Source organism: Wolbachia endosymbiont of Folsomia candida (assembly GCF_001931755.2).
GTDB lineage: Bacteria > Pseudomonadota > Alphaproteobacteria > Rickettsiales > Anaplasmataceae > Wolbachia.
In genome coordinates this window covers 402,406-423,582 of record NZ_CP015510.2, presented here as the reverse complement: position 1 = coordinate 423,582, position 21,177 = coordinate 402,406, and the positions used below count along the sequence as shown (strand labels likewise).

The 21,177-nt window shown below is 34.2% G+C and carries 22 protein-coding genes, 1 tRNA gene and 1 pseudogene; 11 read left to right on the top strand and 13 right to left on the bottom strand.

The features are described from left to right. Window positions 1-78: 78 nt before the first annotated feature. A complete protein-coding gene (locus tag ASM33_RS02045) occupies window positions 79-411 on the bottom strand; it encodes a DUF5372 family protein (protein ID WP_110409270.1) in 333 nt (110 codons plus the stop codon). Then, window positions 396-1,241, bottom strand: a pseudogene (locus ASM33_RS02040) (IS110 family RNA-guided transposase); the annotation flags it as partial. The pseudogene ASM33_RS02040 and the gene ASM33_RS02045, both read right to left, overlap by 16 nt. A gap of 178 nt (window positions 1,242-1,419) precedes the next feature. On the opposite strand from ASM33_RS02040, the gene ASM33_RS02035 reads away from it, so the two are divergent. From ASM33_RS02035 to ASM33_RS02015, 5 genes are all read left to right on the top strand, one after another. Further along, window positions 1,420-2,046, top strand: a complete 627-nt coding sequence (locus tag ASM33_RS02035) for a hypothetical protein (protein WP_338063656.1) — start codon at window positions 1,420-1,422, stop codon at window positions 2,044-2,046. A 172-nt stretch (window positions 2,047-2,218) separates the two neighbouring features. After that, on the top strand, window positions 2,219-2,833 hold the full coding sequence (locus ASM33_RS02030; RefSeq protein WP_110409271.1) for an ankyrin repeat domain-containing protein: 615 nt from the start codon (window positions 2,219-2,221) through the stop codon (window positions 2,831-2,833). A 118-nt stretch (window positions 2,834-2,951) separates the two neighbouring features. After that, a complete protein-coding gene (locus ASM33_RS02025; RefSeq protein WP_110409272.1) occupies window positions 2,952-3,308 on the top strand; it encodes a recombinase family protein in 357 nt (118 codons plus the stop codon). Between the two features lie 101 nt (window positions 3,309-3,409). After that, complete coding sequence (locus ASM33_RS02020) at window positions 3,410-3,862, top strand: DUF2924 domain-containing protein (RefSeq protein ID WP_110409273.1); 453 nt, start codon at window positions 3,410-3,412, stop codon at window positions 3,860-3,862. Beyond that, window positions 3,846-5,498 carry a recombinase family protein gene (locus ASM33_RS02015; RefSeq protein WP_110409274.1) on the top strand — a complete coding sequence of 551 codons (1,653 nt, stop codon included), beginning with the start codon at window positions 3,846-3,848 and terminating at the stop codon, window positions 5,496-5,498. The genes ASM33_RS02020 and ASM33_RS02015 overlap by 17 nt, the downstream gene beginning before the upstream one ends. 182 nt (window positions 5,499-5,680) lie before the next feature. On the opposite strand, the gene ASM33_RS02010 is transcribed toward ASM33_RS02015, so the two are convergent. From ASM33_RS02010 to ASM33_RS01985, 7 genes are all read right to left on the bottom strand, one after another. Continuing rightward, window positions 5,681-6,907, bottom strand: a complete 1,227-nt coding sequence (locus tag ASM33_RS02010; RefSeq protein WP_110409275.1) for an ankyrin repeat domain-containing protein — start codon at window positions 6,905-6,907, stop codon at window positions 5,681-5,683. Window positions 6,908-6,981: 74 nt separating this feature from the next. After that, complete coding sequence (locus ASM33_RS02005; RefSeq protein ID WP_110409276.1) at window positions 6,982-8,067, bottom strand: hypothetical protein; 1,086 nt, start codon at window positions 8,065-8,067, stop codon at window positions 6,982-6,984. 51 nt (window positions 8,068-8,118) lie between these two features. Further along, a complete protein-coding gene (locus ASM33_RS08305) occupies window positions 8,119-8,316 on the bottom strand; it encodes a hypothetical protein (protein WP_110409277.1) in 198 nt (65 codons plus the stop codon). Between the two features lie 67 nt (window positions 8,317-8,383). Then, on the bottom strand, window positions 8,384-9,016 hold the full coding sequence (locus tag ASM33_RS02000) for a hypothetical protein (RefSeq protein ID WP_110409278.1): 633 nt from the start codon (window positions 9,014-9,016) through the stop codon (window positions 8,384-8,386). 356 nt (window positions 9,017-9,372) lie between these two features. Further along, window positions 9,373-9,445, bottom strand: a tRNA-Ala gene (locus ASM33_RS01995). Window positions 9,446-9,504: 59 nt separating this feature from the next. Further along, the gene (locus tag ASM33_RS01990) at window positions 9,505-9,903 is read right to left on the bottom strand and encodes a DUF1284 domain-containing protein (protein WP_110409279.1); all 399 of its coding nucleotides are present in this window, start codon (window positions 9,901-9,903) and stop codon (window positions 9,505-9,507) included. Continuing rightward, window positions 9,900-10,442 carry a biotin transporter BioY gene (locus ASM33_RS01985; protein WP_110409280.1) on the bottom strand — a complete coding sequence of 181 codons (543 nt, stop codon included), beginning with the start codon at window positions 10,440-10,442 and terminating at the stop codon, window positions 9,900-9,902. Before ASM33_RS01985 ends, ASM33_RS01990 begins: the two co-directional genes overlap by 4 nt. 113 nt (window positions 10,443-10,555) lie before the next feature. Between ASM33_RS01985 and ASM33_RS01980 the strand changes: the two genes are divergently transcribed. Further along, window positions 10,556-11,110, top strand: coding sequence for a nitroreductase family protein (locus ASM33_RS01980; RefSeq protein WP_110409281.1), 555 nt, complete (start codon window positions 10,556-10,558; stop codon window positions 11,108-11,110). 1 nt (window position 11,111) lies between these two features. Here ASM33_RS01980 and ASM33_RS01975 read toward each other — a convergent pair whose 3' ends face one another. Then, on the bottom strand, window positions 11,112-12,341 hold the full coding sequence (locus tag ASM33_RS01975) for a glycoside hydrolase family 5 protein (protein WP_237342943.1): 1,230 nt from the start codon (window positions 12,339-12,341) through the stop codon (window positions 11,112-11,114). 95 nt (window positions 12,342-12,436) lie between these two features. Here ASM33_RS01975 and ASM33_RS01970 point away from each other — a divergent pair, with 95 nt between their 5' ends. The 5 genes from ASM33_RS01970 (at window position 12,437) to miaB (ending at window position 17,530) form a co-directional block, all read left to right on the top strand. Further along, window positions 12,437-13,807: an ankyrin repeat domain-containing protein gene (locus ASM33_RS01970; protein ID WP_110409282.1), complete on the top strand. Its 1,371-nt coding sequence runs from the start codon at window positions 12,437-12,439 to the stop codon at window positions 13,805-13,807. Between the two features lie 325 nt (window positions 13,808-14,132). Next, the gene (locus tag ASM33_RS01965) at window positions 14,133-14,423 is read left to right on the top strand and encodes a GIY-YIG nuclease family protein (RefSeq protein ID WP_110409283.1); all 291 of its coding nucleotides are present in this window, start codon (window positions 14,133-14,135) and stop codon (window positions 14,421-14,423) included. A gap of 138 nt (window positions 14,424-14,561) precedes the next feature. Beyond that, complete coding sequence (gene dapF / locus ASM33_RS01960) at window positions 14,562-15,317, top strand: diaminopimelate epimerase (RefSeq protein WP_179947425.1); 756 nt, start codon at window positions 14,562-14,564, stop codon at window positions 15,315-15,317. A 66-nt stretch (window positions 15,318-15,383) separates the two neighbouring features. Then, window positions 15,384-16,034, top strand: coding sequence for an endonuclease III (nth, locus tag ASM33_RS01955; protein ID WP_110409285.1), 651 nt, complete (start codon window positions 15,384-15,386; stop codon window positions 16,032-16,034). A gap of 113 nt (window positions 16,035-16,147) precedes the next feature. Further along, the gene (gene miaB / locus ASM33_RS01950) at window positions 16,148-17,530 is read left to right on the top strand and encodes a tRNA (N6-isopentenyl adenosine(37)-C2)-methylthiotransferase MiaB (protein WP_237342941.1); all 1,383 of its coding nucleotides are present in this window, start codon (window positions 16,148-16,150) and stop codon (window positions 17,528-17,530) included. Here miaB and ASM33_RS01945 read toward each other — a convergent pair. From ASM33_RS01945 to ASM33_RS01935, 3 genes are all read right to left on the bottom strand, one after another. Continuing rightward, the gene (locus ASM33_RS01945) at window positions 17,450-18,745 is read right to left on the bottom strand and encodes an APC family permease (RefSeq protein WP_110410523.1); all 1,296 of its coding nucleotides are present in this window, start codon (window positions 18,743-18,745) and stop codon (window positions 17,450-17,452) included. The genes miaB and ASM33_RS01945 overlap by 81 nt on opposite strands. 100 nt (window positions 18,746-18,845) lie before the next feature. Next, entirely contained in the window at window positions 18,846-20,102 is a 1,257-nt protein-coding gene (locus ASM33_RS01940; RefSeq protein WP_110409286.1) for a molecular chaperone DnaJ, read from the bottom strand. A 172-nt stretch (window positions 20,103-20,274) separates the two neighbouring features. Then, entirely contained in the window at window positions 20,275-21,051 is a 777-nt protein-coding gene (locus tag ASM33_RS01935; protein WP_110409287.1) for a hypothetical protein, read from the bottom strand. Between the last annotated feature and the right edge of the window lie 126 nt (window positions 21,052-21,177).

Below are 21,177 nucleotides of genomic sequence, written 5' to 3'. Positions count from 1 at the left end.
GTAGCATCTACTGATATTACGGAGGTTTTTCCTTCCAATGGCATAATTTCTTTCCTATAATCGTTTCTGTGTTAGTCATTAATCAACCTCTTTGCTATTTTTAGCTTGATCAAGATTGGTAACTAATTTAACTAACTGCTGAAGATGGGAAAACGATAAAATAGGCGATAAATCAGTAAGGGTTTGATAAAGATTAGGATCTGCTTTGTCTGTCCAATCACGTGGAATGCCTACTGTACCACGCGTCAACGTTTTCAAACTAAATATATCCCGATTATTAAAGTTTTTTGTTGATAATATTTGAAAACTTTTCCCCTTCCATGGATGGAATGGATGAGTAATAGTAGCGTATCCCGAATATCGACTGGACTTAGGTGCAGTTAATTCTAACCATGAGCAACCCAAGTACACTGTATTAAAGCAGTGCGTGCCATTTTCGACCCTCGTTTGGTAATCCTTCCAATCGTGCACTGTTGATTAGATTGAGAAACATATGGTACAACTCCAAAATAAGCAGTGAGTTTTTCAGGATCGCGAAAGTCATTAATATCACCAATTGTTGTAATAAAAACAGCTGCAGAAATTACACCAATGCCTTTAATGCTAATGAGATTATAAAATCCAGGAAGCTGTTTAACAAAAGTTTCAATTTCCTTTTCAAGTTTCTTGAGGCTTTCTCGTATAGCTTCTAGGTGATAGCTGATCACTTCAATTTCAACTTTTTCCAAATGACACCAATTATGTTTTTGAATAGCACGTTTAAACCCCGTTTTGGTTGTCAGTGCTTCCTTTTTAATTTTTATTCCGTGGTAATTAAAAAGACTGTGCATTTTGTTAATCAAAGATATCCGTGATTTTACTAACTGTTCTCTTGTTTTAAGAAGAGAAACTAATTGCTGATATTGTGTGTTTTTGCATCTTGCTTCAGGCAGCATATCCTTGCTTAGAAAAAAAGCAATAGCTCTTGCATCATGCTTATCTGTCTTGTGTACAGAACGGCGAATAACTTCGAATTGCAAAGGAGCAATTATTACCACACGCTTGACGTAAGGTAACACTTCATCATAAAAGAAACAGCTGTTACCTGTTGCTTCTAAAGCTACTTCATCTGTTGGCTGAAGATTCTCAATAAAATTGTTTATATCCTGCAAGCGAAACGTGCGAATATATTCTGGTTTTTCTTGCTCTAAATAACAGGCAGTGAAGCTATTTGTATGTAAATCAACTCCAATGTAACGCATACTTTTTCCTCCAATTGCATAATAATATATCAGAGTAGAATATTGCCGGTTGATCCAAACTCCTATACGCGGTCACCGAATTTTATGGGCCGCACGATGGTTTTCGGTGGCAGGTGCGGTTAATCTAAAGTACGAGGTCTTCTTTCACTGCATATAAAAGCAGAGGGAGCCTCAAGCTTTGCCCAACCTGCTACCTATCCACTCTGAGAAGTTATTATCTTCTCATGCTCTCAACCGAGCAATAACTATTCATATCATCTATAGTAATGACTTATATCGCCTTGACGTTGCAGTTTTAGGAGAAACAGAGCCACATACAAAAAACTATAATGCCATATATGAGCGTAATCATCAGTGGTATAACTTTAAAGCCCTTTATCCTGAACCACAAAGTGTATTACCACCAATTAAATTTGCTAAAGCACAGGTGGTATTATCGGATAATTGGAAGCTTGGAGAGATAAATTCTTGTTTTCCTGCAACCAGCTATGAAGAAATCGGAGATAAATTTACTTTAGGGAGTAACAAGCTTTCAGAGCAAACTTGGAACTTTAAATACACACCAATTTTAGAAAGATTCAGCGTTACTTATCACTATAAGGCAAAGAATTTTACTGATCAAAAAGTTATAGAATTTAACCTCACAGAATACCATGTAAACTGCAATAATGACTCAGATTCAAAACAGGATTATCCAATTCACGAACTAGAAAGCCATATTTTAGTATTTTACCCAGGTGTACTTTTGTGGCACGAACATCGGCATTTGAATAGGTATTGGAATAATTCTCAGCCTATTTGCTAATACATTAATCATATATAATAATATCCTAATATATATTAAAAAAGAGCTAATTTCAATCACAGAGTGTACAAATAATTTGCTTTTAGTAGCAAAAGCGAATATACTAGAATAACGACAAGTAAATATAAAAAATTTATCTGCCGTTGAAAGAGGCAATTTTGTGGGGGTAACCATGATTACATTAGAAAAAAAACTTCAAGAATTATTAGCAAACTCATTTTATGGAATTAATGAACAAGATGAGTATGGTGAAATTGTATTACATTTAGCAGCAAGATCTTCTGATTATGAAAGAGTAAAATTACTAATAGAAAAAGGAGCAGGCGTTAACATTAAGAACAACGAAGGACAAACACCATTACATTCTGTTGCATTATATGGAAAAGTAGAAAGTGTGAAGGCAATGATAGAGGAAGGTGCCAAAGTCAATGCCACTGACTATCAAGGATATACGCCATTACACGCAGCAAGCATGATGAGCTGTTCAGGCAGAGTAAGCGCGCTAATAGGTGCCGGAGCAAATGTTAATGCTAAAAATCATATAGGAAGGACGCCACTACACCAAGCTGTAATTATGGGGGAGCTGAAAAATGTTAGAGCAATACTGGAGGCAGGAGGTGATGTAGATGTGATAGACTATAAGGGATATACACCAATAGATATAGCTTGTATGGCAGGTTTTAAAGAGATAGTGGAAGAGCTAACTGCATATCAAGATAGCAACAAGTTAGCATATAAATATAGCAACGAATTAGTAGAGCTAATGAGCAAACAGTATAAATTTTGAAAAAGGAGGGGAAGCAAATGAACTTATGTTGAGCAAAACAATCTGTAGAAAAAGAGGTTTTGTATTTGGCAATAGCAAGTTTCATAAATGAAAAAGTGAAGTAAGCATGGAGGTTTAAGTGGGAGTAGCAAGTTTATATACAACATCAAAAAAGCAAATTGGTGAATTGGAGCGTAGAATTATTGCAGATGGATACAAGCTACCCGATGAACATAAATTTGTCGGTAGCGCTAGCTTAGAGAGTTTACGATATAAAGCTGCAAAAGGTAAGGTTGAAGTAATATACATATATTCTCCTGACGATCTATCTGAGAAATTTGCAGACCAAATTAAACTAGTAAGGGAATTTCATCAAGCAGGAGCAGAAGTAATTTTCTTAAAACACAAGACTAAAGGCCTGATATCTAGCTTATTATGGGAATCACAATGGGCAATGGAAAAATATAAGTATGCAATGGAGTGGCAAATAAGTTGAAAGCTATAGCAATTTATAAAAAGGAGAAAAGATAGCACTGAATTAGTAGAGCTAAGGAGCAAACAGTATAAATTTTAAAAAAGGAGGGAAAGCAAATTCATATGAGCTTATGTTCAGAAAAACAATCTGTAGAAAAAGAGGTTTTGTCATTACTCAGTAAAACATCACAAGAATTGAGAAAAATGTATGAAACTGCAACTGGGTCAAAAGCACCACCATATCGTAGGGAATACTTTATCAATTGGATATCTCATTGGTTACAAGTAAAAGCGTTTGGAGCATTGCCCGAAAAAGCGGCCAAGAAGTTAGACTATTTAGCAGAACAAATGAAAGAAGGAAAAAAAGTAAGTAGTGAAAATCCTCTTATGGTAATAGGGACAAAAATTATCAAAGAATACCGTGGAGAAAAGCATGAAGTAACGGTGATGGGTAAAAAACTATTTATATATAAAGGGCAACCGTATAAGTCACTGTCTGCAATAGCTAATAAAATAACAGGAACAAGATGGAATGGGTTAGTGTTTTTTGGGGTGAAAAATGTTAAAACAAATTAGGTGCGCAGTATATACAAGAAAATCCTGTGAAGACGGTCTAAATCAAGAGTTTAATAGTCTGGATGCACAGAGAGTATCTGGAGAAAGTTATATTAAGAGCCAGCAACTTAAAGGATGGGTAGCGATAGAAAAGAAATATGATGACGGAGGTTTTTCAGGAGGAAATTTAGAAAGACCAGGATTGAAAGAGTTATTTAAAGACATAGAGAGAAGAAGAATAGATTTGGTAGTAGTATATAAAATGGATCGCTTATCAAGGTCGTTACTTGATTTTGCAAAAGTAGTGGATTTATTGAAAAAACATGAAGTAGCATTTGTATCAGTGACAGAATCATTTAATACAGCAGACCCAGTAGGTGAGTTAATGCTGAACATAATAATGAGTTTTGCGCAATATGAAAGAGAATTAGCAAGTATGAGAATAAGAGATAAGATAGCAGAATCAAGAAAACAAGGATTGTGGATGGGAAGTAGAGTGCCACTAGGATATGATGCCAAGGATAAAAAGCTGATAATAAATGAAAAAGAAGCAGAGCTAGTAAAGCATATTTTTGAGAGATTTGCAGATTTAAAATCTATAGTTAAAGTGACTAAAGAGTTAAATGAACAAGGTTATCAAACAAAAGAGTTAAAAAATAAAGGAGGAGAAGAGTTTAAAAAAGCAACAGTAAAAGGGATTTTAACTAATCCAACTTATATAGGTTTTGTAAGTCACAAGGGAACATTATATAAAGGAAAGCACGAAGCAATAATTGATCAAGAATTATGGAATAAGGTAAAAGAAAACTTTAGTACTAGAGAACAAATAAGCACGAAAAGAGCAGCAGTGTTATTAAAAGGGTTAATGCGTTGCTATGGATGCGACACTTCAATGCAGCCAACTTACGCTAGAAAGAAAAATAAAGAGTATAGATATTACGTATGCGGAAAACACTTAAAGGCAAGAGAATGTAAAGCAAAAGATCAGACAATAGCAGCTGGGGAAATAGAGCAAGTAATAATGCAGCAGGTGCCTTTGATAATGAGCAATAGTGAATTAATAGAAAAAGCTTTTAAAAAAGGAGAAAAAATAGCACTGGGTACTTTAGAAGAAATAAGCAAGATCTGGGAAAATATATTTCCAATAGAACAAGAAAACATAATTCATATCTTAATAAAAACTATATGGTTAAAAGAAGATGGAATAAAAATAGAAATAAGTAAAGAAGGGCTAAAAGATTTAGTCAGTAAGTATGGAAACACAGAAAAGGAAATAGAAGTAAGCAGAGAAGAAATTGTAACATTTGTAAAATTAAAGTTAAAGAAAAGCAGTGGAAAAAGTATGATATTGGTTCCACAGGGAGGAGAGATAAAGGAAAAGAAAAACGATAAATTGTTAAAAGCACTAGTAAGAGCACATTTATGGCAAAGTCAGATAGACAGTGGAGAATATGCCAATATAAAAGAAATATGTCATGCAAACAAGATATCGTGCCCTAAGTATGTTGGATCAATTTTAAAATTAAACTTTCTGGCTTCAGAAATAAAGGAAGCAATATTGGAAGGAAAGCAGCCACCTCACATCAGGTTGAATAACTTCATTGGTTCAAAAATGAATTTATTGTGGGAAAGGCAGTTAGAGAGATTTTATGGGTAGGTACTTTTTCCATAATACAATATTTAGCCTCAGGAATTCATTAAAAGGAGAAAATTATTATAAAAACACTTGCAAATTTTTTATCAATTGAGACAATAGTCACAATTAGGCATAACTACCTCCTATTTTGTACCATGGCTTTGATATAAAATAGGAGTTTTTTCTTTAAATAGGTAAAAAAATTATCTATTTAAGTTTTTCGATGAGGCTGGCTCAACGTTTGGTTGTTCAATATGTGAGGAAGGACGGTGTGCATTGTTTGGATCTCTCAATGTTGATGTTTTTAGTAAATTTCTCCTGCTATGATAGTCTAAAGTTTCGCTAATCTTGCCTGCAATCTCTGTAGGTAATAGTTGTTCAGTCACGCCTTTTGAACCAATAGTCACATGATCACGTATATGATCATAAAGAACTTTACTATCCGGAGCGAGCAGCTCTATCCCTTGTTCAACTTTGTTCGAAAAAGACTCAGCAAATATAGGAAAATTATTCCTCACTTGATCTGAATTTAACTGATTGAAAATCTCTTGTTTCTTGACATATAATCCCAATCGAGTCTCATTTCCTGTAAAAAAATCATAAAGTGATACATCTTGATTTTGAACTGTGCCAAGATTAAAGTTTCTCATAGCTGCAATTTCAGCTTTACAGTCATCCCAGTAATTTGATAACTCTATAAGAATATTTGGCTTTTCAGCATTGAAATCTTGTAGTAATGTGTGCTTAATGAGAATTCTTGCTATCTCTAGATGGTCGCTGCGAGAAGCACAACGTAAGGGAGTGTTTTCTCCATCATCTTGTGCACTAATATCAGCTCCTGCATCTATTAGAACATTCACTATTTCTAGATGGCCGTTGCGAGCAGCACTATGTAAGGGAGTAATGCCATGATTGTTATTAAAATTAATATCAGCTCCTCTAGCTATTAGAATATTCACTATTTCTAGATGGCCGCTGCGAGCAGCACTATGTAAGGGAGCATTTTCATCCCTACCTTGTGAATTAATATCAGCTCCTGCATCTATTAGAACATTCACTATTTCTAGATGGCCGTTGCGAGCAGCACAATGTAAGGCAGTTTCCGGTCCGTATCCACATCTATCTCCCTTGTTAACATCAGCTCCTCTAGCTATTAGAATATTCACTATTTCTAGATGGCCGTTGCTAGCAGCACCATGTAAGGCAGCTCCCGGTCTAGATCCAAGCACATCTCCATTGTTAACATCAGCTCCAGCAGCTATTAGAGCATTTACTATTGTTAGATGGCCTGCACTAGCAGCAATATACAAAGGAGTGTTTCCCATGTCATCCTGCTCATTAATATCTGCACCATTTCGTATAAACCGCCTTACGTCTTCTAAGTCTCCGCTTTCAGCTGCATAAAATAACTGTCTTGTTAAAATATCCATACATACCTCACCTTTATTCACATAATATATATTATTTTAGCATAATATTTCAACTTTAGCTACTAAAAATTAACTCATGGAATTAACTCACGTTCCTTAGAAGAAGCCCTCTCTACCTCAAGCTGTTTAACGTGTGAAGAAGGACTGGAGTGCCCAGAAGGTTCTTGCTCAGTAGTGATCGCTGCTTTTAGTAAATTTTTCCTACTATCATAGTCTAAACGTTCATTAATTATGCCCATTACCTCTTGAGGTATAATTTTTTGTTCAACGGAAGTTGCACCTTCTGGATAAAAATTTACTTGATCACGTATCGTATCATACATCATTTTACCATACAACATAAGAATCTCCTTCCCTTTTTTAATACTATCATGAAGCATCTCAGCAAATATAGGAAAACTATTCCTCAACTGATCTGAGTTTAACATATTTAAAATATCCTGCTGCTCCATACATAATCTCAATTGAGTCTCATCTGCTGTAAAAAAATCATAAAGTGATACATTTTGATTTTGAACTGAACCAATATTAAAGTTTCTCATTAATTCAATTTCTTTTAATATAGAATCAAGAGCTTCAGCGAGATTATTATGTGTTGTAATTTCCTTATCAATAAGCCACTCCAGCAAAGCTGAGTCAACTTTATTTAATTTTGTAATTTGCTCTTGAGTGGAAAACAAATAGTCAAGCTCAAATGAATTAGGATTAGTGGACCTAAATGGAAGAGGAAAGTACGAAATATAACGACGTTTTAAGTTACATAAACCGCTTGTCAACCCTTTGCTTATTAGTACGCTCAATACATCTTTCTTAAGAACATTTAGCCTCTTAATTAGTTCTTGGTCAGCAAATATATCTTCAATTCCTCCAAGATGAAAGCATCCTTTGCTAGTAAAAACTTCATTTTCCATCTTTATCATAAAAAGGCCATGAGACGTTCCTGTAGATTTCCAGATATTTACACCTCCGCTGATCAGAGTTTTCAATAATTTTTTACTAGCATCATTATAATATGGCCGAGAAAATAAATACACGACATCCAGATAATTATAAGAGTAGTTACCACACTCATTTTTATGCTGAAGCATATAGTTGCAAAGCTCCCTATCATAGCTAGACCAAATTCGCTTGATTGCAAAAGGATTGAATAAAGATAACATTTTTCCCTCACAAGATTAAATACCAATTTTATTATATTGTTTCACAGAAAGTCAAGCCCCAGCTTCTCTCTCCAAAGTAGAAATGTTTTTCACTTCTATATCCTCCTGAAATTTAGAGTCAGGTTTATTTTCTTCTTTATATAACGACCATCCATAAAGTCCAATCATTGCTGGAATAATAAGTGCTGCTAAAATTATGTGTGTTTGCGTTAAAAATGCTGCTTTTATAATTAGAGCTGATAGGACCACTGCTGTGATAAAATATATTGCTGGTTTACCATGTAGAACTTCTTTAGGCTTTTTTGATTTAAAATGATCAATAAATTCCTCTTGAGCAGGCTTCTTGTTCGTTAAAAGTTACTTGCTTTGATGTTCCAGGCTTTTCTTCTACTGAATTAGTTGAAGCAACATTTTTCATGTTAGTAGCGTTAACTTTTTCGTTTGGAATGTGTATCCCAGAGTTTCTTATATGACTTTGTAACAGCTTTGCTTTATTATTTAGTTCATGTATCTGAGGAATTAACACATCAACCCCTCCTTCGGCGATTATACGCTTCAACGACTCTAGTTCCTTTTTGTGCTTTGTAAGCTTAGTACTACCCTGATCCTCCGTTAATTTTATTTGCTTTTCTAACTTCAGTGCAATAGGAATAAATGATTTGTTAGAATGACCAATCTGATATTCATTAAATTCATCTAATACTGTTGTGATCTGACTCAACCTCTTTAATATATTATCCAGAGCTTGTTCAATATTAATCTGATTGTTGAGATGTTTATATTCTTCTTCAATATCACTAATTACTTTAGAGTATCTTGATAAACATGTCTTACATGCAGAAACAAGTGCTCTATAAGATTCCTTATTTTGTTTCTGATTATATTGATAAACCGCAGGTGTAATATCATCAACAAATGTGTCAGCTAAATTATGTATAGGCGTAAACATACCCCTCTTTTTTCTAAAAACCTATTCTGATAGTAGCATTTTGTAAGATTAAAAGTCAAGAATTTCCACTAATAGAAAGACAAATTGAGGTAAATTCTAGCAAAAACATATCTCCAGCACCACACGCAATTTAATTGTTTACTTATTTACTTTTTATTTTTCTCTAAATTGCCAAAAAACCCCTATATAACAGAGAAAAAGAGAGGTATATTAATACGTTATGTAAAAATATGGAGTTTTTATTGGAAAAGATTTAAAGTGAAATACCCTGTTCATTAAGGCTTAAATCTGGCTATTCTAGGGAGTTTTATACTATGCTATAATTGATATAAAAAAAGTTCGCAAACATCAAAAAGTGGAGGCAAGCGGGATCGAACCGCTGACCTTCTGCGTGCAAAACAGATGCTCTACCAGCTGAGCTATACCCCCAGTAGTTCCAGGAATCTCACTTAAAGTCTAAACCATTCATGTCAAAACGCAAGAAATATTTATGCAATACACTTTAACAGAGAGCTTTTACATATTCCGTATGGTTTCCAGCTACATCCCTGACATGCGTACTCAAATTTCTCTAAAGACATTTTTCCTCTAATTTTTTTTACTGCGTCACTCCAGGTTAAAACTTCTCCAACTTTAATCCCCAAAACTTCCATATGCCTCTTATCCAATTCTAAAACTTTAGCTTGCTTGGTGCATTTACCTTGTTTAGTTTGGTTTGGACAAGCACTACAAATATTATCAAGGCTACTTACTACTTTAATTTGAGTATTAGGGTCGTTACTTATCTGACTGACTATTTCTTTATAATTTTCTACAAAGTGAGAAGAATACCCATAACCTTGAAATGCAAGAGTGCACATAAAATGATGGGCACGGAATTTTATCACTTTCTATTACAATCTAAATATTTTAAAGCTGTTACAAGTAGAAAGATTTTTATCAAACCAGGCAGAATAAACGGCAGCATTCCAACCATTATTGCTTGCTTTATGCCTACGTAAATAGCAAGCCAACTGACTCCATAAATAAAGATTACTATTGTTCCAGTGAGGCAACTCAAAGAGTTACATATAAGTGATTTATATTTTGGTTTTAGTAGCTCATTTACACTGCTCATTACTATTACTGCAGCTAAACAACCAATTAAATAGCCACCTGTTGGACCAAAAAAAATGTGATATCCTCCTGAAAAATTTGCAAGAACTGGAAATCCTGCTGCACCAAGTGATATGTATATGAGCACAGAATAAAATGCAGTTTGACGGTTGAATTTTAACCCAATAAGCATCACTCCTAAAGTTTGTAATGTAATTGGTACAGGCTGCAATGGTATGCTTATTTGAGCCATTAGAAATAAGAGTAATACACAAGACAATACTTCAGTTAATTGATTTACTGCCAGATTATGTCGTAACTTAGAAAACATATTCCACTCTAAATATTATATACTAATATATCTATTATATATAAAGAGTTTTGCAATTTAAATTTTACTTATATTGTGCTATAATAAATTACTTCATATACAACTAACTAAAGATGATAAACAAAAAAGATTTATTGGAGTTAATAAAAATAAGACATAGCGGGCGTTCATACAATTCAACGAAAACAATCTCTAAGGAAGAAATAGATATTTTAATAGAAGCTGTAAGACTCACTCCATCATGTTTCGGTGATGAGCCATGGCGATACGTGATATGCAACAAACAGAACAACCAGGATGCATGGGTAAAGTTACTGAGTTGCCTTGATGAATCCAATCAAAAATGGGCAAAGGATGCTCCTCTGTTAATCATATCTTTAAGCGCTAAAAATTTTCGCAAACCAGGCAAAGGAGAAAATCTTTGGGCTAATCACGATACTGGTGCAGCGAATTATGCATTAATGTTACAAGCTGTATCTATGGGCTTAATGGCTCATCAGATGGGTGGATTTGATAGAGACAAAGTAGTGAAAGAGTTCAATATCCCAAATGATTTTAATGTAATGTCAGTAATAGCAGTTGGATATGAGGAAGAGAACGCTGAAATAAAGGAGAAAAAAAGAAGACCAATAGAGGAAATATTTTTTTATGATGAGTGGCCAAATTAACTTATTTTGACCATTCTTTCCTCAACACCTTAAAAATAGGATTATCTGGTAAGTAATTTTTTTTCATTATACCGTTTTGAATAGCTTCCCAATCTTTCCATAATAGCTTCTCACTCCCAAGTTCATAATCCATACCATCCCACATGTCTTCACGAAAACCATAAACAGCAAAGTGCCAATTATATTTGTTAAAAATAGAAATAAGATCTTGAAAATAGCGCTCTAATCCTTTTGAAGAACGATGTCCACCAAACTCTCCAACAAGTATCCTATAACTTGGTATTTTATGTTTTTTTTGAAAAATACTGACAGGTTCTATATATGATTTCAGTGTATCTCTATTCCAATATTCCAATTTATTTTTATCGGAAGATTGAATATTTCCAGGATAAGAAAATCTTCCCTGATTTAGTTTGAAATTTGTATAAGCAAAAGGCTCATATATGTGAAATGAATAAAGAACATTATTATCACTAAGTGGTTTTAACTTCTCAAAAGTTTTAGGATCAGCATAGCTGCTGCTGTCCAGTATTATAGGTGTTTCTTGATCAACTTGGCGGATGCTATCTACCATTCTGCTATAAAACCTAAATAAATCTTTCTGAACTCGGCTTTGTTCTACATTATGAATGGCAGAATTGTTAGTATCATAAAGCCTTTCCAAATGAGGCTCATTTAAAATATTATATCCAACAATGGCTGGATGGTCCTTCAATTCTTTTGCAAGATCTTGCCAGAATCTTGCTGCTTGCTTTTGAAAATTTTGACTTTTCCATAAACGTAAATCATCTTTATCATGATTATTTTGCTTCCATCTTGATCCAGGTAAGCTTAACATTGTTAAAACGACTGGTATTTTTTGCTGATTAAACATATCAAGAACATTCTTAAGCATTTTCAAGTCTTCAGAAATGAGACCTTGATAATTGTCTGCATCGCCGATAAGAAAATCACGTTTTTTGGATTCAAATTTGTCAGGAGCAAGTCGAATAAAGCCAATATTATACTCTTTTGCTGCTTTGATTAAATCAATATCAACTTTTTTATTAAAGACGTTTGCTCCTTTTCTAACTTGAGTTTGCCAGAAAAGCATTTTATTATTGTCTATAGCTTTTGCATTGCAAAAAACATTACTATATAAAATAATTATAATTAGAAGGAATATTTTTTTGTGATGAGTAGACAAAATCCTGAACATTTTATCAAATGGTGAATCTTTGATATTGTACATAATACCTAAATATTGAAGTATAGTAAATAAAGTATTTAAACATCTTTAATCTTAATTCCATAATATATTAATATTGAGATTTTATGGGGTAAGTTATGCATGGCAATGAATATTTTTTACATCAATGTGTTGGCTCTGGTGATATAGAAGCAGTAGAATCTCTATTAAAAACAAAAGCATTAGATGTTAATCAAAAAGATCAAGACGGAAACACTGCTCTACACCTTGTTACTAAACGTACTGTTGACCCGATTAGCAAAAGTGGTAAATCGATGACAAGGTGTTTATTAGACGCAGGAGCAGATTTCAACGCACAAAATGAAGAAGGAAACACACCTTTGCACAATGCTGCATGGAGTGGTAATTTATTTGCAACACAACTTCTACTGCAAAAAGAAGCAGATCCTTTTTTGAAAAATAATAATCATCAAACTCCAATGGATCTTGCTGAATGGGCTGTAGAAAGGCTTTTAAGAGTAAGAACAACTGAATTTCCCCTGCATGACAGCGTTAGAACCGGAAACGAGGATGATGTAGAAGCTCTATTGGAATTAAAAGATAAAATAGATATCAACAAACAAGATGAAGGAGGAAAAACTCCTTTACATTATGCTGTTGAACAAGCTGATCCAGCGATGGTAAATATTTTAATAAGAGATGATAAAATAAATCTTTCTTTAGAGGATAATAACAATATGAAACCATTAGATCGCTCTGCTTTTAGAGGCTCTGCTCAGACAGTAAATGCTATATTATCAAGCGGAGTCAATCCTAACGCAATAAATACATCCGGAAGAGCTCCTTTACATTATGCTGCTTCACGTGGTGAGTCATATATAATAAGAGCTCTAATAGATGCAGGAGCACGTGTTAATGTAATAACACAGAAGAACAAAAAGACTCCTTTGCATTGTGCTGCTGCAAAAGGTAATGTAGAATCAGTAAAGACGCTAATAGAGCACGGGGCAAATGCTGATGCACAAGATAAATATGGAAGAAAGCCCTCAAGCTATGCTACTAATGAAAAAATCAGGAATATCCTAATAAACAAGGAAACAAATGTTGATGTACAATATGAAAGTCGAAGGACCACAGATGTACCAAGCAGAAGCCATATGCAACTTCCTATTCCAACTCAAGGACGTATGCATTCACCAAGTCGTACACCAAGCCCATCACCAGAAAATAGTCCTTCACCTCAGCTTACACCAGAAAGAAGTGATTTACGTTATCTTGAACAAAATATCACTCCTGTACAACCAAATGAATATGGTAGTACACCACATAGATCAGCAAGCAGTCTTTCACCGCAGTCTAGATCTAGCAGAAGCTCCTCACCAAGGCCGGAAGACAATTCTGCACCGAATCCTACACCAAGGAGCAGTCGTGCACAATCTCCTCAAACAAACATGAGTGTTAGTGGAATTGAACATCCTTCTACATCGCGTGGTAATAGTGTTGGGTAAGCCTTTAGCTAATCGTATTTATGTGTTATATTGTTAAAAGTTTTCTAGATTTTTCTAGCTTATGAGCATTTTTACAGCATCGCCAAATATTGGCTGTTTTTCCGCGGACTGCATTCGCTCTGTATATATATCTGGAATAAGTAAGATTTACCGATTAATAATATCGTCATCCCGCTGCTTGTTAGCGGGATCTACGCTGAGATACAGCGAATGAATCCACAACTGTACGAACATCTAATTTAGCGAGAAAGCAAACTAAAAACATCAACCTTTGGTGTCATCCCAGTGCTTCGACACTGGGATCCAGTTAATTTATTAATTATATGTGAAAAACTATTATGTTTATATAACTGCAAGTGAGCCTAATGGTACTTTGTATATAGGCATGACGTCAAATTTAATTAAACAAATTTGGGAGCATAAGAGCAAAATTATTTCTAGCTTTACGTCAAAATACAATGTGTGTAAATTAGTTTACCTTGAAGAATTTCAAGATATAAATTTAGCTGTTGCTAAAGAAAAGCTTTTAAAAGGTTGGCAAAGGAAATGGAAAATAGATTTGGTTGAACAAGAAAACCAAGATTGGAAAGATTTATATGATGAAGTTATTAAGTAAGAAAACTGGATTCCAGTGTCAAAAGCACTGGAATGACACCATTTTTTACACTTTTGCCTTAAAGTTTTGCAACGTTCGTACAGTTGTGGAATAAATCGCGGTATGATGTTGGGAAGTCTTACTTATTCTAGCTATACAATGCACGGCACTGGTAACAAATTTGTCATTATAGATTCACGTTCAACAAATAATTTAGACTGGGATTATAAAAAAATTGCTGATCAAAACAATTGTGATCAAGTAATAGTGATAACTAAGTCCGTTGTGGCTGATTGCTTTATGCATATCTATAATGCTGATGGCAGTAAAGCTGAAATGTGTGGAAATGCAGCACGTTGTGTTGGATATTTGATAATGTCTGAAAAAAGCGTCGAATATGTCACGATCGAGCTGATAAATGAACGTATCTTAGAATGCTTTAAGGCAGGCGATAAATCTGTAAAGGTCAATATGGGAAAACCTTCTCTCAAATGGCATGAAATTCCCTTGTCCACTCAATGTGACACTCTTCACCTTCCCATAGAACTTGAAATGCTAAAAGACCCTGTTGCAGTAAATATTGGTAATCCTCATATGGTCTTTTTTGTTGATAATATAAACGAAATACCTCTACAAATCTTAGGACCAACGCTAGAAAACCATGAATTATTTCCTCAGAAAACAAATGTCAGTATTGTGCAAATAGAAAAATCTGGAGAAATAAACTTAAGAGTTTGGGAAAGAGGCACAGGCATCACAGCATCATGCGGGAGTGCAGCGTGTGCAGCACTTGTTGCATCAATACTACGTGGATACATAAGCAGCGAAGAAACTTCAGTAAACTTGCCAGGAGGTAAGCTATTAATCAGGTGGGAAGACAACGTATTCATGAGCGGTGATATAGGGTTTCTATAAACCCTATATATGTAACAGTTTACACAGCAGGATATTGAGGTATAGTATAAGCTTTTAGCTCTCTAAATGGATGAAAAAAAAGTAGGACTGATATTTGAAAGGTTTCAGCAATCAAATTCCACACCAAAAATAGAGCTAAATTATATCAATCACTTTACACTGCTCATTGCAATTGTTTTATCGGCACGCACAACTGATGTAAGTGTTAATAAGATTACAAAAGAACTATTTAAAGCTGTAGATAGCCCAGAAAAGATGCTTGATTTAGGGCAAAACGAGCTAAGAAAACGTATAAGCAGTATTGGTTTATATAATTCCAAAGCAAAAAATATAATCGGGCTTAGTAAAATATTGATTGAGCAATATGCTAGCAAAGTACCTGAGAGTTTTGATGCTTTAATATCTTTGCCAGGAGTTGGAAGAAAAAGTGCTAATGTGTTCTTAAGTTCGGGACTTGGCATACCAACTTTAGCAGTTGACACTCATGTTTTTAGAGTTAGCAACAGAGTTGGCCTTGTAAAAGAAAAAGATGTATTTAAAACAGAGCAATCTCTTTTAAGTGTTATACCAGAAAAATACCTACTTTATGCTCACCACTGGCTAGTTCTGCATGGGAGATATATTTGCAAGGCACAAAAACCTTCATGTGACACATGCATTATTAATGATTTATGTGAATTTGATCATAAAAGGTATAATATTGTAAATCGGAGTTGAGTTTTAGTGTATAACCTGCCATCCTATAGCTTGACCACATCTGAATTTAAGTAGTCACGCTACTCGAATGACAATTATGCTTAGTAATTTTGAAGGTAATGTATTAAATAAGTATGAAGGGCCTATACATTAAAACTTACGGTTGCCAGATGAATGTCTATGATTCCATTCTGATGGAAAATATAGTCAAACCACTGGGCTTTAATATTGTAAGTGGTGCGGAGCAAGCTGATCTAGTGATACTCAACACCTGCCACATTAGGGAAAAAGCAGCAGAAAAACTTTATTCAGAACTTGGAAAGATTCATTCATCACAAAAAAAGAAAGATGTTACAATAGTAGTGGCTGGATGTGTCGCGCAGGCAGAAGGTGAAGAAGTATTTAGGAGAGCTCCATTTGTTGATATTGTTGTTGGTCCGCAAAGCATTGCTGCTTTACCAGAGCTGATAGTAAAAGCCAGCAGAAGTAAAGGTCATGTAATAGACACTGATTTTCCTGAAATAGCAAAGTTTGATAAGTTGCCAGATGAATGTTATGGCAATAGTCAAGGGTCGTCCGCATTTCTCTCCATACAGGAAGGTTGTGATAAATTTTGTACATTTTGCGTGGTGCCTTATACTCGTGGAGCTGAGTATTCACGGCCAGTAAATGAGATATTCCGTGAAGCATTGAAACTTGTTGCAAATGGTGCAAAAGAGATTACTTTGCTTGGTCAAAATGTTAATGCTTATCATGGAGAATTAGGAGGAGAAGTTTGGGATTTAGGAAAATTAATTGGCCATATTGCTAAAATTGAAAAGCTGGAAAGAATACGCTATACAACCTCTCATCCGCGCGATATGCATGAATCTCTATACCTAGCGCATTTGGAAGAGCCAAAACTTATGCCATTTATTCACCTGCCTGTGCAATCGGGTTCAGATAAAACATTGCGTGCAATGAACAGAAAACACACAGCAGAAGAGTATTTTGAAATAATAGATAAATTTCGCAATCTAGACCCTGAAATAGAATTTTCCTCTGATTTCATAGTTGGCTTTCCTGGAGAAACCGAAAAAGATTTTGAGGAAACCATAAAATTGGTAGAAAAAGTCAAGTACGCTCAAGCTTATAGCTTCAAATATAGCCCAAGGCCAGGAACACCTGGGGCTGAAAGAAAAGATCAAGTGCCAGAAGAAGTTAAAGCAGAGCGCCTGCTTCGTTTACAGAAATTAATCAGTGAACAACAACTAGAATTTAACAAGAATACGGTAGGTAAAACTATACCTGTATTGTTTAGTGATAAAAAAGGTAAGCATCAAGACCAAATTATTGGAAAAAGCCCTTATATGCAATCGGTATGCATTAACGATACTGAAGGAAAATATAAAGATAAAATAGTGAATGTAAAAATATCAGAGGCCAGGCAAAATAGCTTACTCGGATCTTGTGACTTGCAACATGGAAGTTCTGCGGTACCAAAACAAGTAGATGGGTATACCACTTGCGGTGAATAGACTTGCAATGAGTAAGGTATTTATAGCAGTTTCAAATATTATCCAACAGCAAAAAGCTGTGGCTACACTTCCGATTAAAAGCTTATAATAACCTTTCTCTTGTAGCATAACTTTTAGAAAAGCAAGGCAGCACGCAAGGTAAACAAACAAGAATGAAATTACGGAAAAATCAATAATTGAGGTTATCTGCTCAGCAAAATTATTGCTTGATGTAAGAACAAGTAGAATTGCAGTTCCAAGTGAACTAATCATTATTCCCCAAAAAGGAGAGTCGTATTTATTCGTTTTAGTAAAAAATTGTGGCATGAGTTTATCCTTTGCAAGGCCAAGTGCAACTTGTCCGCTAGCTAAAACCCAAGCGTTTAAGCTGCCAACACAAACAATGGATGCAATTACAGAAACGATTAAGTGCCAATTGCCAGGAAACATAATTTTTATTGCATCAACGTATGGCGCTTTTGAATTAGCTAAATCATTACCATTTATTAATCCCATGATTGCAAGACTATTAATGAAATATATAACAGCCACACAGATTGTACCAAGCACTATGGCTCTAGGTATTGTTTTGGCTGGATTATTAACTGATCCTGCAGGTGCTGTTGCTGATTCAAGTCCAATAAAACACCACAAAGTAAGGAGTGTTGAACGAGCAAGAATCTGAGATATCGTAAGGCTTGATATTTCTTCACTTACAACGAAATTACCTCTATCAAAGAAAAATAGTGCTGTTATTGGTATTGCAAGCAGAGCAGTAATTTTGACGATCATTAATATAAGTTCAACGCACCCAGCAGTTGTAACTCCTCTTAAATTTATTAGTGTAATGGCTGTAAATAACAATATCTCTAAAAGTAAACGTACATTTTGAATATCTGCGTGGAAAAGTGGAGTGAGATAACCAATACTTGCAACAATTACTGCAGTTGTGCTAACCCACGAAATTACCCAATATGTCCAACCAACGAAAAAAGCTGCAGTGGACCCAAAAGCATGTTTCACATAAACATGAGGGCCACCAGTTTCTGGAAATTTTGCGCAAAGCAAGGCAAAAACTAAAGCAAGAGATATTGCACCACAACCTGACATAACCCAACTTATCAGGCTATATATACCATATGGAGCAAGGCTAATCGGTAGCACAAAAATTCCAGAGCCAATTTGGCTACTAATTACTAAAGCAAAAATAGCCAAAAAACCTATTTTATTTGACACAGTTCTTTTCAATTTTATTTAATGGGTTAACAATACCAAATAAGCTCAAAAATTTCAACAAACTTTAAAAGAATAGAACTACGCCCATTCGTAGACCCACTTAGACAAACTCTGCAGCACCTTGCCTTGCTTCAGGTTGTTCAGGTTTAACATCAGACATATTGGTATTTACTTCATCCAAATTCCTTTCAGCTAACTCGTCAGCGATTTTTGAAAAATACTTTCTAACAAGAGGCATAATAATTGGTATTAATAGCAAACGTGGGTCATACCACTTTAACTTTAACAGATCAGTTTCTTTTTGTACTCTATCTTTTGGATCTTCTTCAAGTAAATTTCTTGTATGTTTTTCAGCATATATTTCACAACATTTTGAGAATACAGGAGCTAAAACCTTTGCCAATATAGCAAATGACAAAGTAACACCAAATACTACACTACTAATGATTGAGTTACTGGTAACAAAATTTGTTGCCAGTAGATAAATAGAAAGAGCGGCAAAAGGGTAACAATAAAAAAGATTAACGGCAAGGCGTATATAATTCATTTTGTTTACAAATTCATCAGTGGAAATTTCTGACTTTTGATATTTAACCTTGTAGTAACCTTCTAACTTAAAAGTAGCAACCTCAAATATAATAGCAAATACTATTACCCACCACGATAAATAACAACCTATCATTACAATGCCTGATAAAGCTAAAGGGAAGTTACCCATATCTTGTATCTTAATCAGCATAATATTTCTACACACTATGAATTTTAGTGCCAATTTTCTTTTATCACATTCTATTAAATTCTGATTTTTTTTTAGAGGAGAAATATAACGAAAGAGTTGTATACTAAATGGTATGTTAACTTCATACAAATATCTATGTATCCGATTCCAAAATTCTAGGTCTTCTGCATACGCGCTCTCTTTCTTTTTTAGTATGGAAATTAGTTCTTGAAAGTTTTTCCCTACAGCTTCTTCTCGACTAATTTTTAATTTATCAAATAATTTTTTTCTGTAGTGGAATTCTTCAAATGTAAGACAGCTACTATCTTCTTCACAAACGTCACTTTTTGGTTTAGGATCATTTCTTTTCATACTTGAAATGCAAGGATTTCCTAATCCTAAAGGTTTAATATACTCTTGAAGATCTTTATGAGCTTTAAAAATCTTATCAAACCTATACTTATCACCTCCCTTGTCAGGATGAGTGACAAGAATTAGTTTCCTATGCTGTTTTTTAAAAAACTCAACGAGCTCTTGGTAATTCTCGCCTACAACATCACCAATTTTTATTTCAAGTATCTTAAATAAATCTTCATTATCTTTGTAATCTTGCTCAGTTAGAGCAGCTTGATCGGACACGTTTTCCCTCTTTAGCCAGCTTCACTATACTAATAATACATTAATTACCCAATCTTTGGAAGTAAATTAATACTAACTATATGACAATTTCTCTTCAATATTTAAAAGAAATCCCTCTTTCTCATCATATAAACATAACTTCAACTAAAAAGCGTCAATAAACTTTTTAGATTTATAATTCTATGTTAACCATAGATCCATGCTGCAGAAGCTCTACATCCTGGAATTCTTCACACTGAACTAAATGCATCTCAGTTTCTTCCCTAGAATCGCTAGTGCTTGTTACTCTATTGCTTAATCTTTTCATGCAGCAATTAAATAAACACACAAAACAAACTAAGCATGCTATAAATGGGAATACAATCAATACTAATGAATAATCAGGTTTGAAAATTTCTCTATCAGGCAGGCTGTTGTTTCCAATATAGCGGAAATTAGATAGGTTATTCTTTCCAACAGAGTGAAAAGCAGGTAGGTTGTTATAGCTGTTATTTTCAGTACCATTAACATAAGAATCATAAGTTGGCCATTCTTGAAAGGCTTGATAATATTCATCTTTATATTCAGCGTTATGAATTAATTGCTTAAAATATTCATTCCACTCTTCTGCTTTCTTGCCTACATTCATCTTAATTTTCCTACTCCTTATATCTTTTTGTACGCACTTTTTAATGAATTCAAATAATTTAGTATGACTTTCTTCAACTTTTATATGAGTAATGTAGTCATTATCATTTGCACTATCAAAGTAAGGCAAATCATGTACAAGTAACTTTTTTAAATTTTTATTGCCCCATTTGTCATAATCTCCTTCTTCTATAAAAGAAAGAAATGGTGCAAAATTTAATATATGTAATTGAATTTTCTTATTTTGAAAGCTGTTTAGAAACTGCTCTATTTTTAAATTAATGAATTTATTGTATGCTGTTATTATAGCTATATTACCCATATTACCTCTTTTTAATTTACCATAATCTATTATAGATGTAATGTGTATTTAATCAAATGCATATTTTTTTGCTTGATTTTATGGTCTTTGGGCTGAGATCAGAGCGTTCAGAAAATTTTGTGTAGA

Coding starts and splice junctions, on each gene's coding strand:
- ASM33_RS02030 (WP_110409271.1), top strand. CDS start 2,219: ATGATTACATTAGAAAAAAAACTTCAAGAATTATTAGCAAACTCATTT.
- ASM33_RS02020 (WP_110409273.1), top strand. CDS start 3,410: ATGAGCTTATGTTCAGAAAAACAATCTGTAGAAAAAGAGGTTTTGTCA.
- ASM33_RS02015 (WP_110409274.1), top strand. CDS start 3,846: ATGTTAAAACAAATTAGGTGCGCAGTATATACAAGAAAATCCTGTGAA.
- ASM33_RS02010 (WP_110409275.1), bottom strand. CDS start 6,907: ATGGATATTTTAACAAGACAGTTATTTTATGCAGCTGAAAGCGGAGAC.
- ASM33_RS02005 (WP_110409276.1), bottom strand. CDS start 8,067: ATGTTATCTTTATTCAATCCTTTTGCAATCAAGCGAATTTGGTCTAGC.
- ASM33_RS02000 (WP_110409278.1), bottom strand. CDS start 9,016: ATGTTTACGCCTATACATAATTTAGCTGACACATTTGTTGATGATATT.
- ASM33_RS01985 (WP_110409280.1), bottom strand. CDS start 10,442: ATGTTTTCTAAGTTACGACATAATCTGGCAGTAAATCAATTAACTGAA.
- ASM33_RS01980 (WP_110409281.1), top strand. CDS start 10,556: ATGATAAACAAAAAAGATTTATTGGAGTTAATAAAAATAAGACATAGC.
- ASM33_RS01975 (WP_237342943.1), bottom strand. CDS start 12,341: ATGTACAATATCAAAGATTCACCATTTGATAAAATGTTCAGGATTTTG.
- ASM33_RS01970 (WP_110409282.1), top strand. CDS start 12,437: ATGCATGGCAATGAATATTTTTTACATCAATGTGTTGGCTCTGGTGAT.
- dapF (WP_179947425.1), top strand. CDS start 14,562: ATGCACGGCACTGGTAACAAATTTGTCATTATAGATTCACGTTCAACA.
- nth (WP_110409285.1), top strand. CDS start 15,384: ATGGATGAAAAAAAAGTAGGACTGATATTTGAAAGGTTTCAGCAATCA.
- miaB (WP_237342941.1), top strand. CDS start 16,148: ATGAAGGGCCTATACATTAAAACTTACGGTTGCCAGATGAATGTCTAT.
- ASM33_RS01935 (WP_110409287.1), bottom strand. CDS start 21,051: ATGGGTAATATAGCTATAATAACAGCATACAATAAATTCATTAATTTA.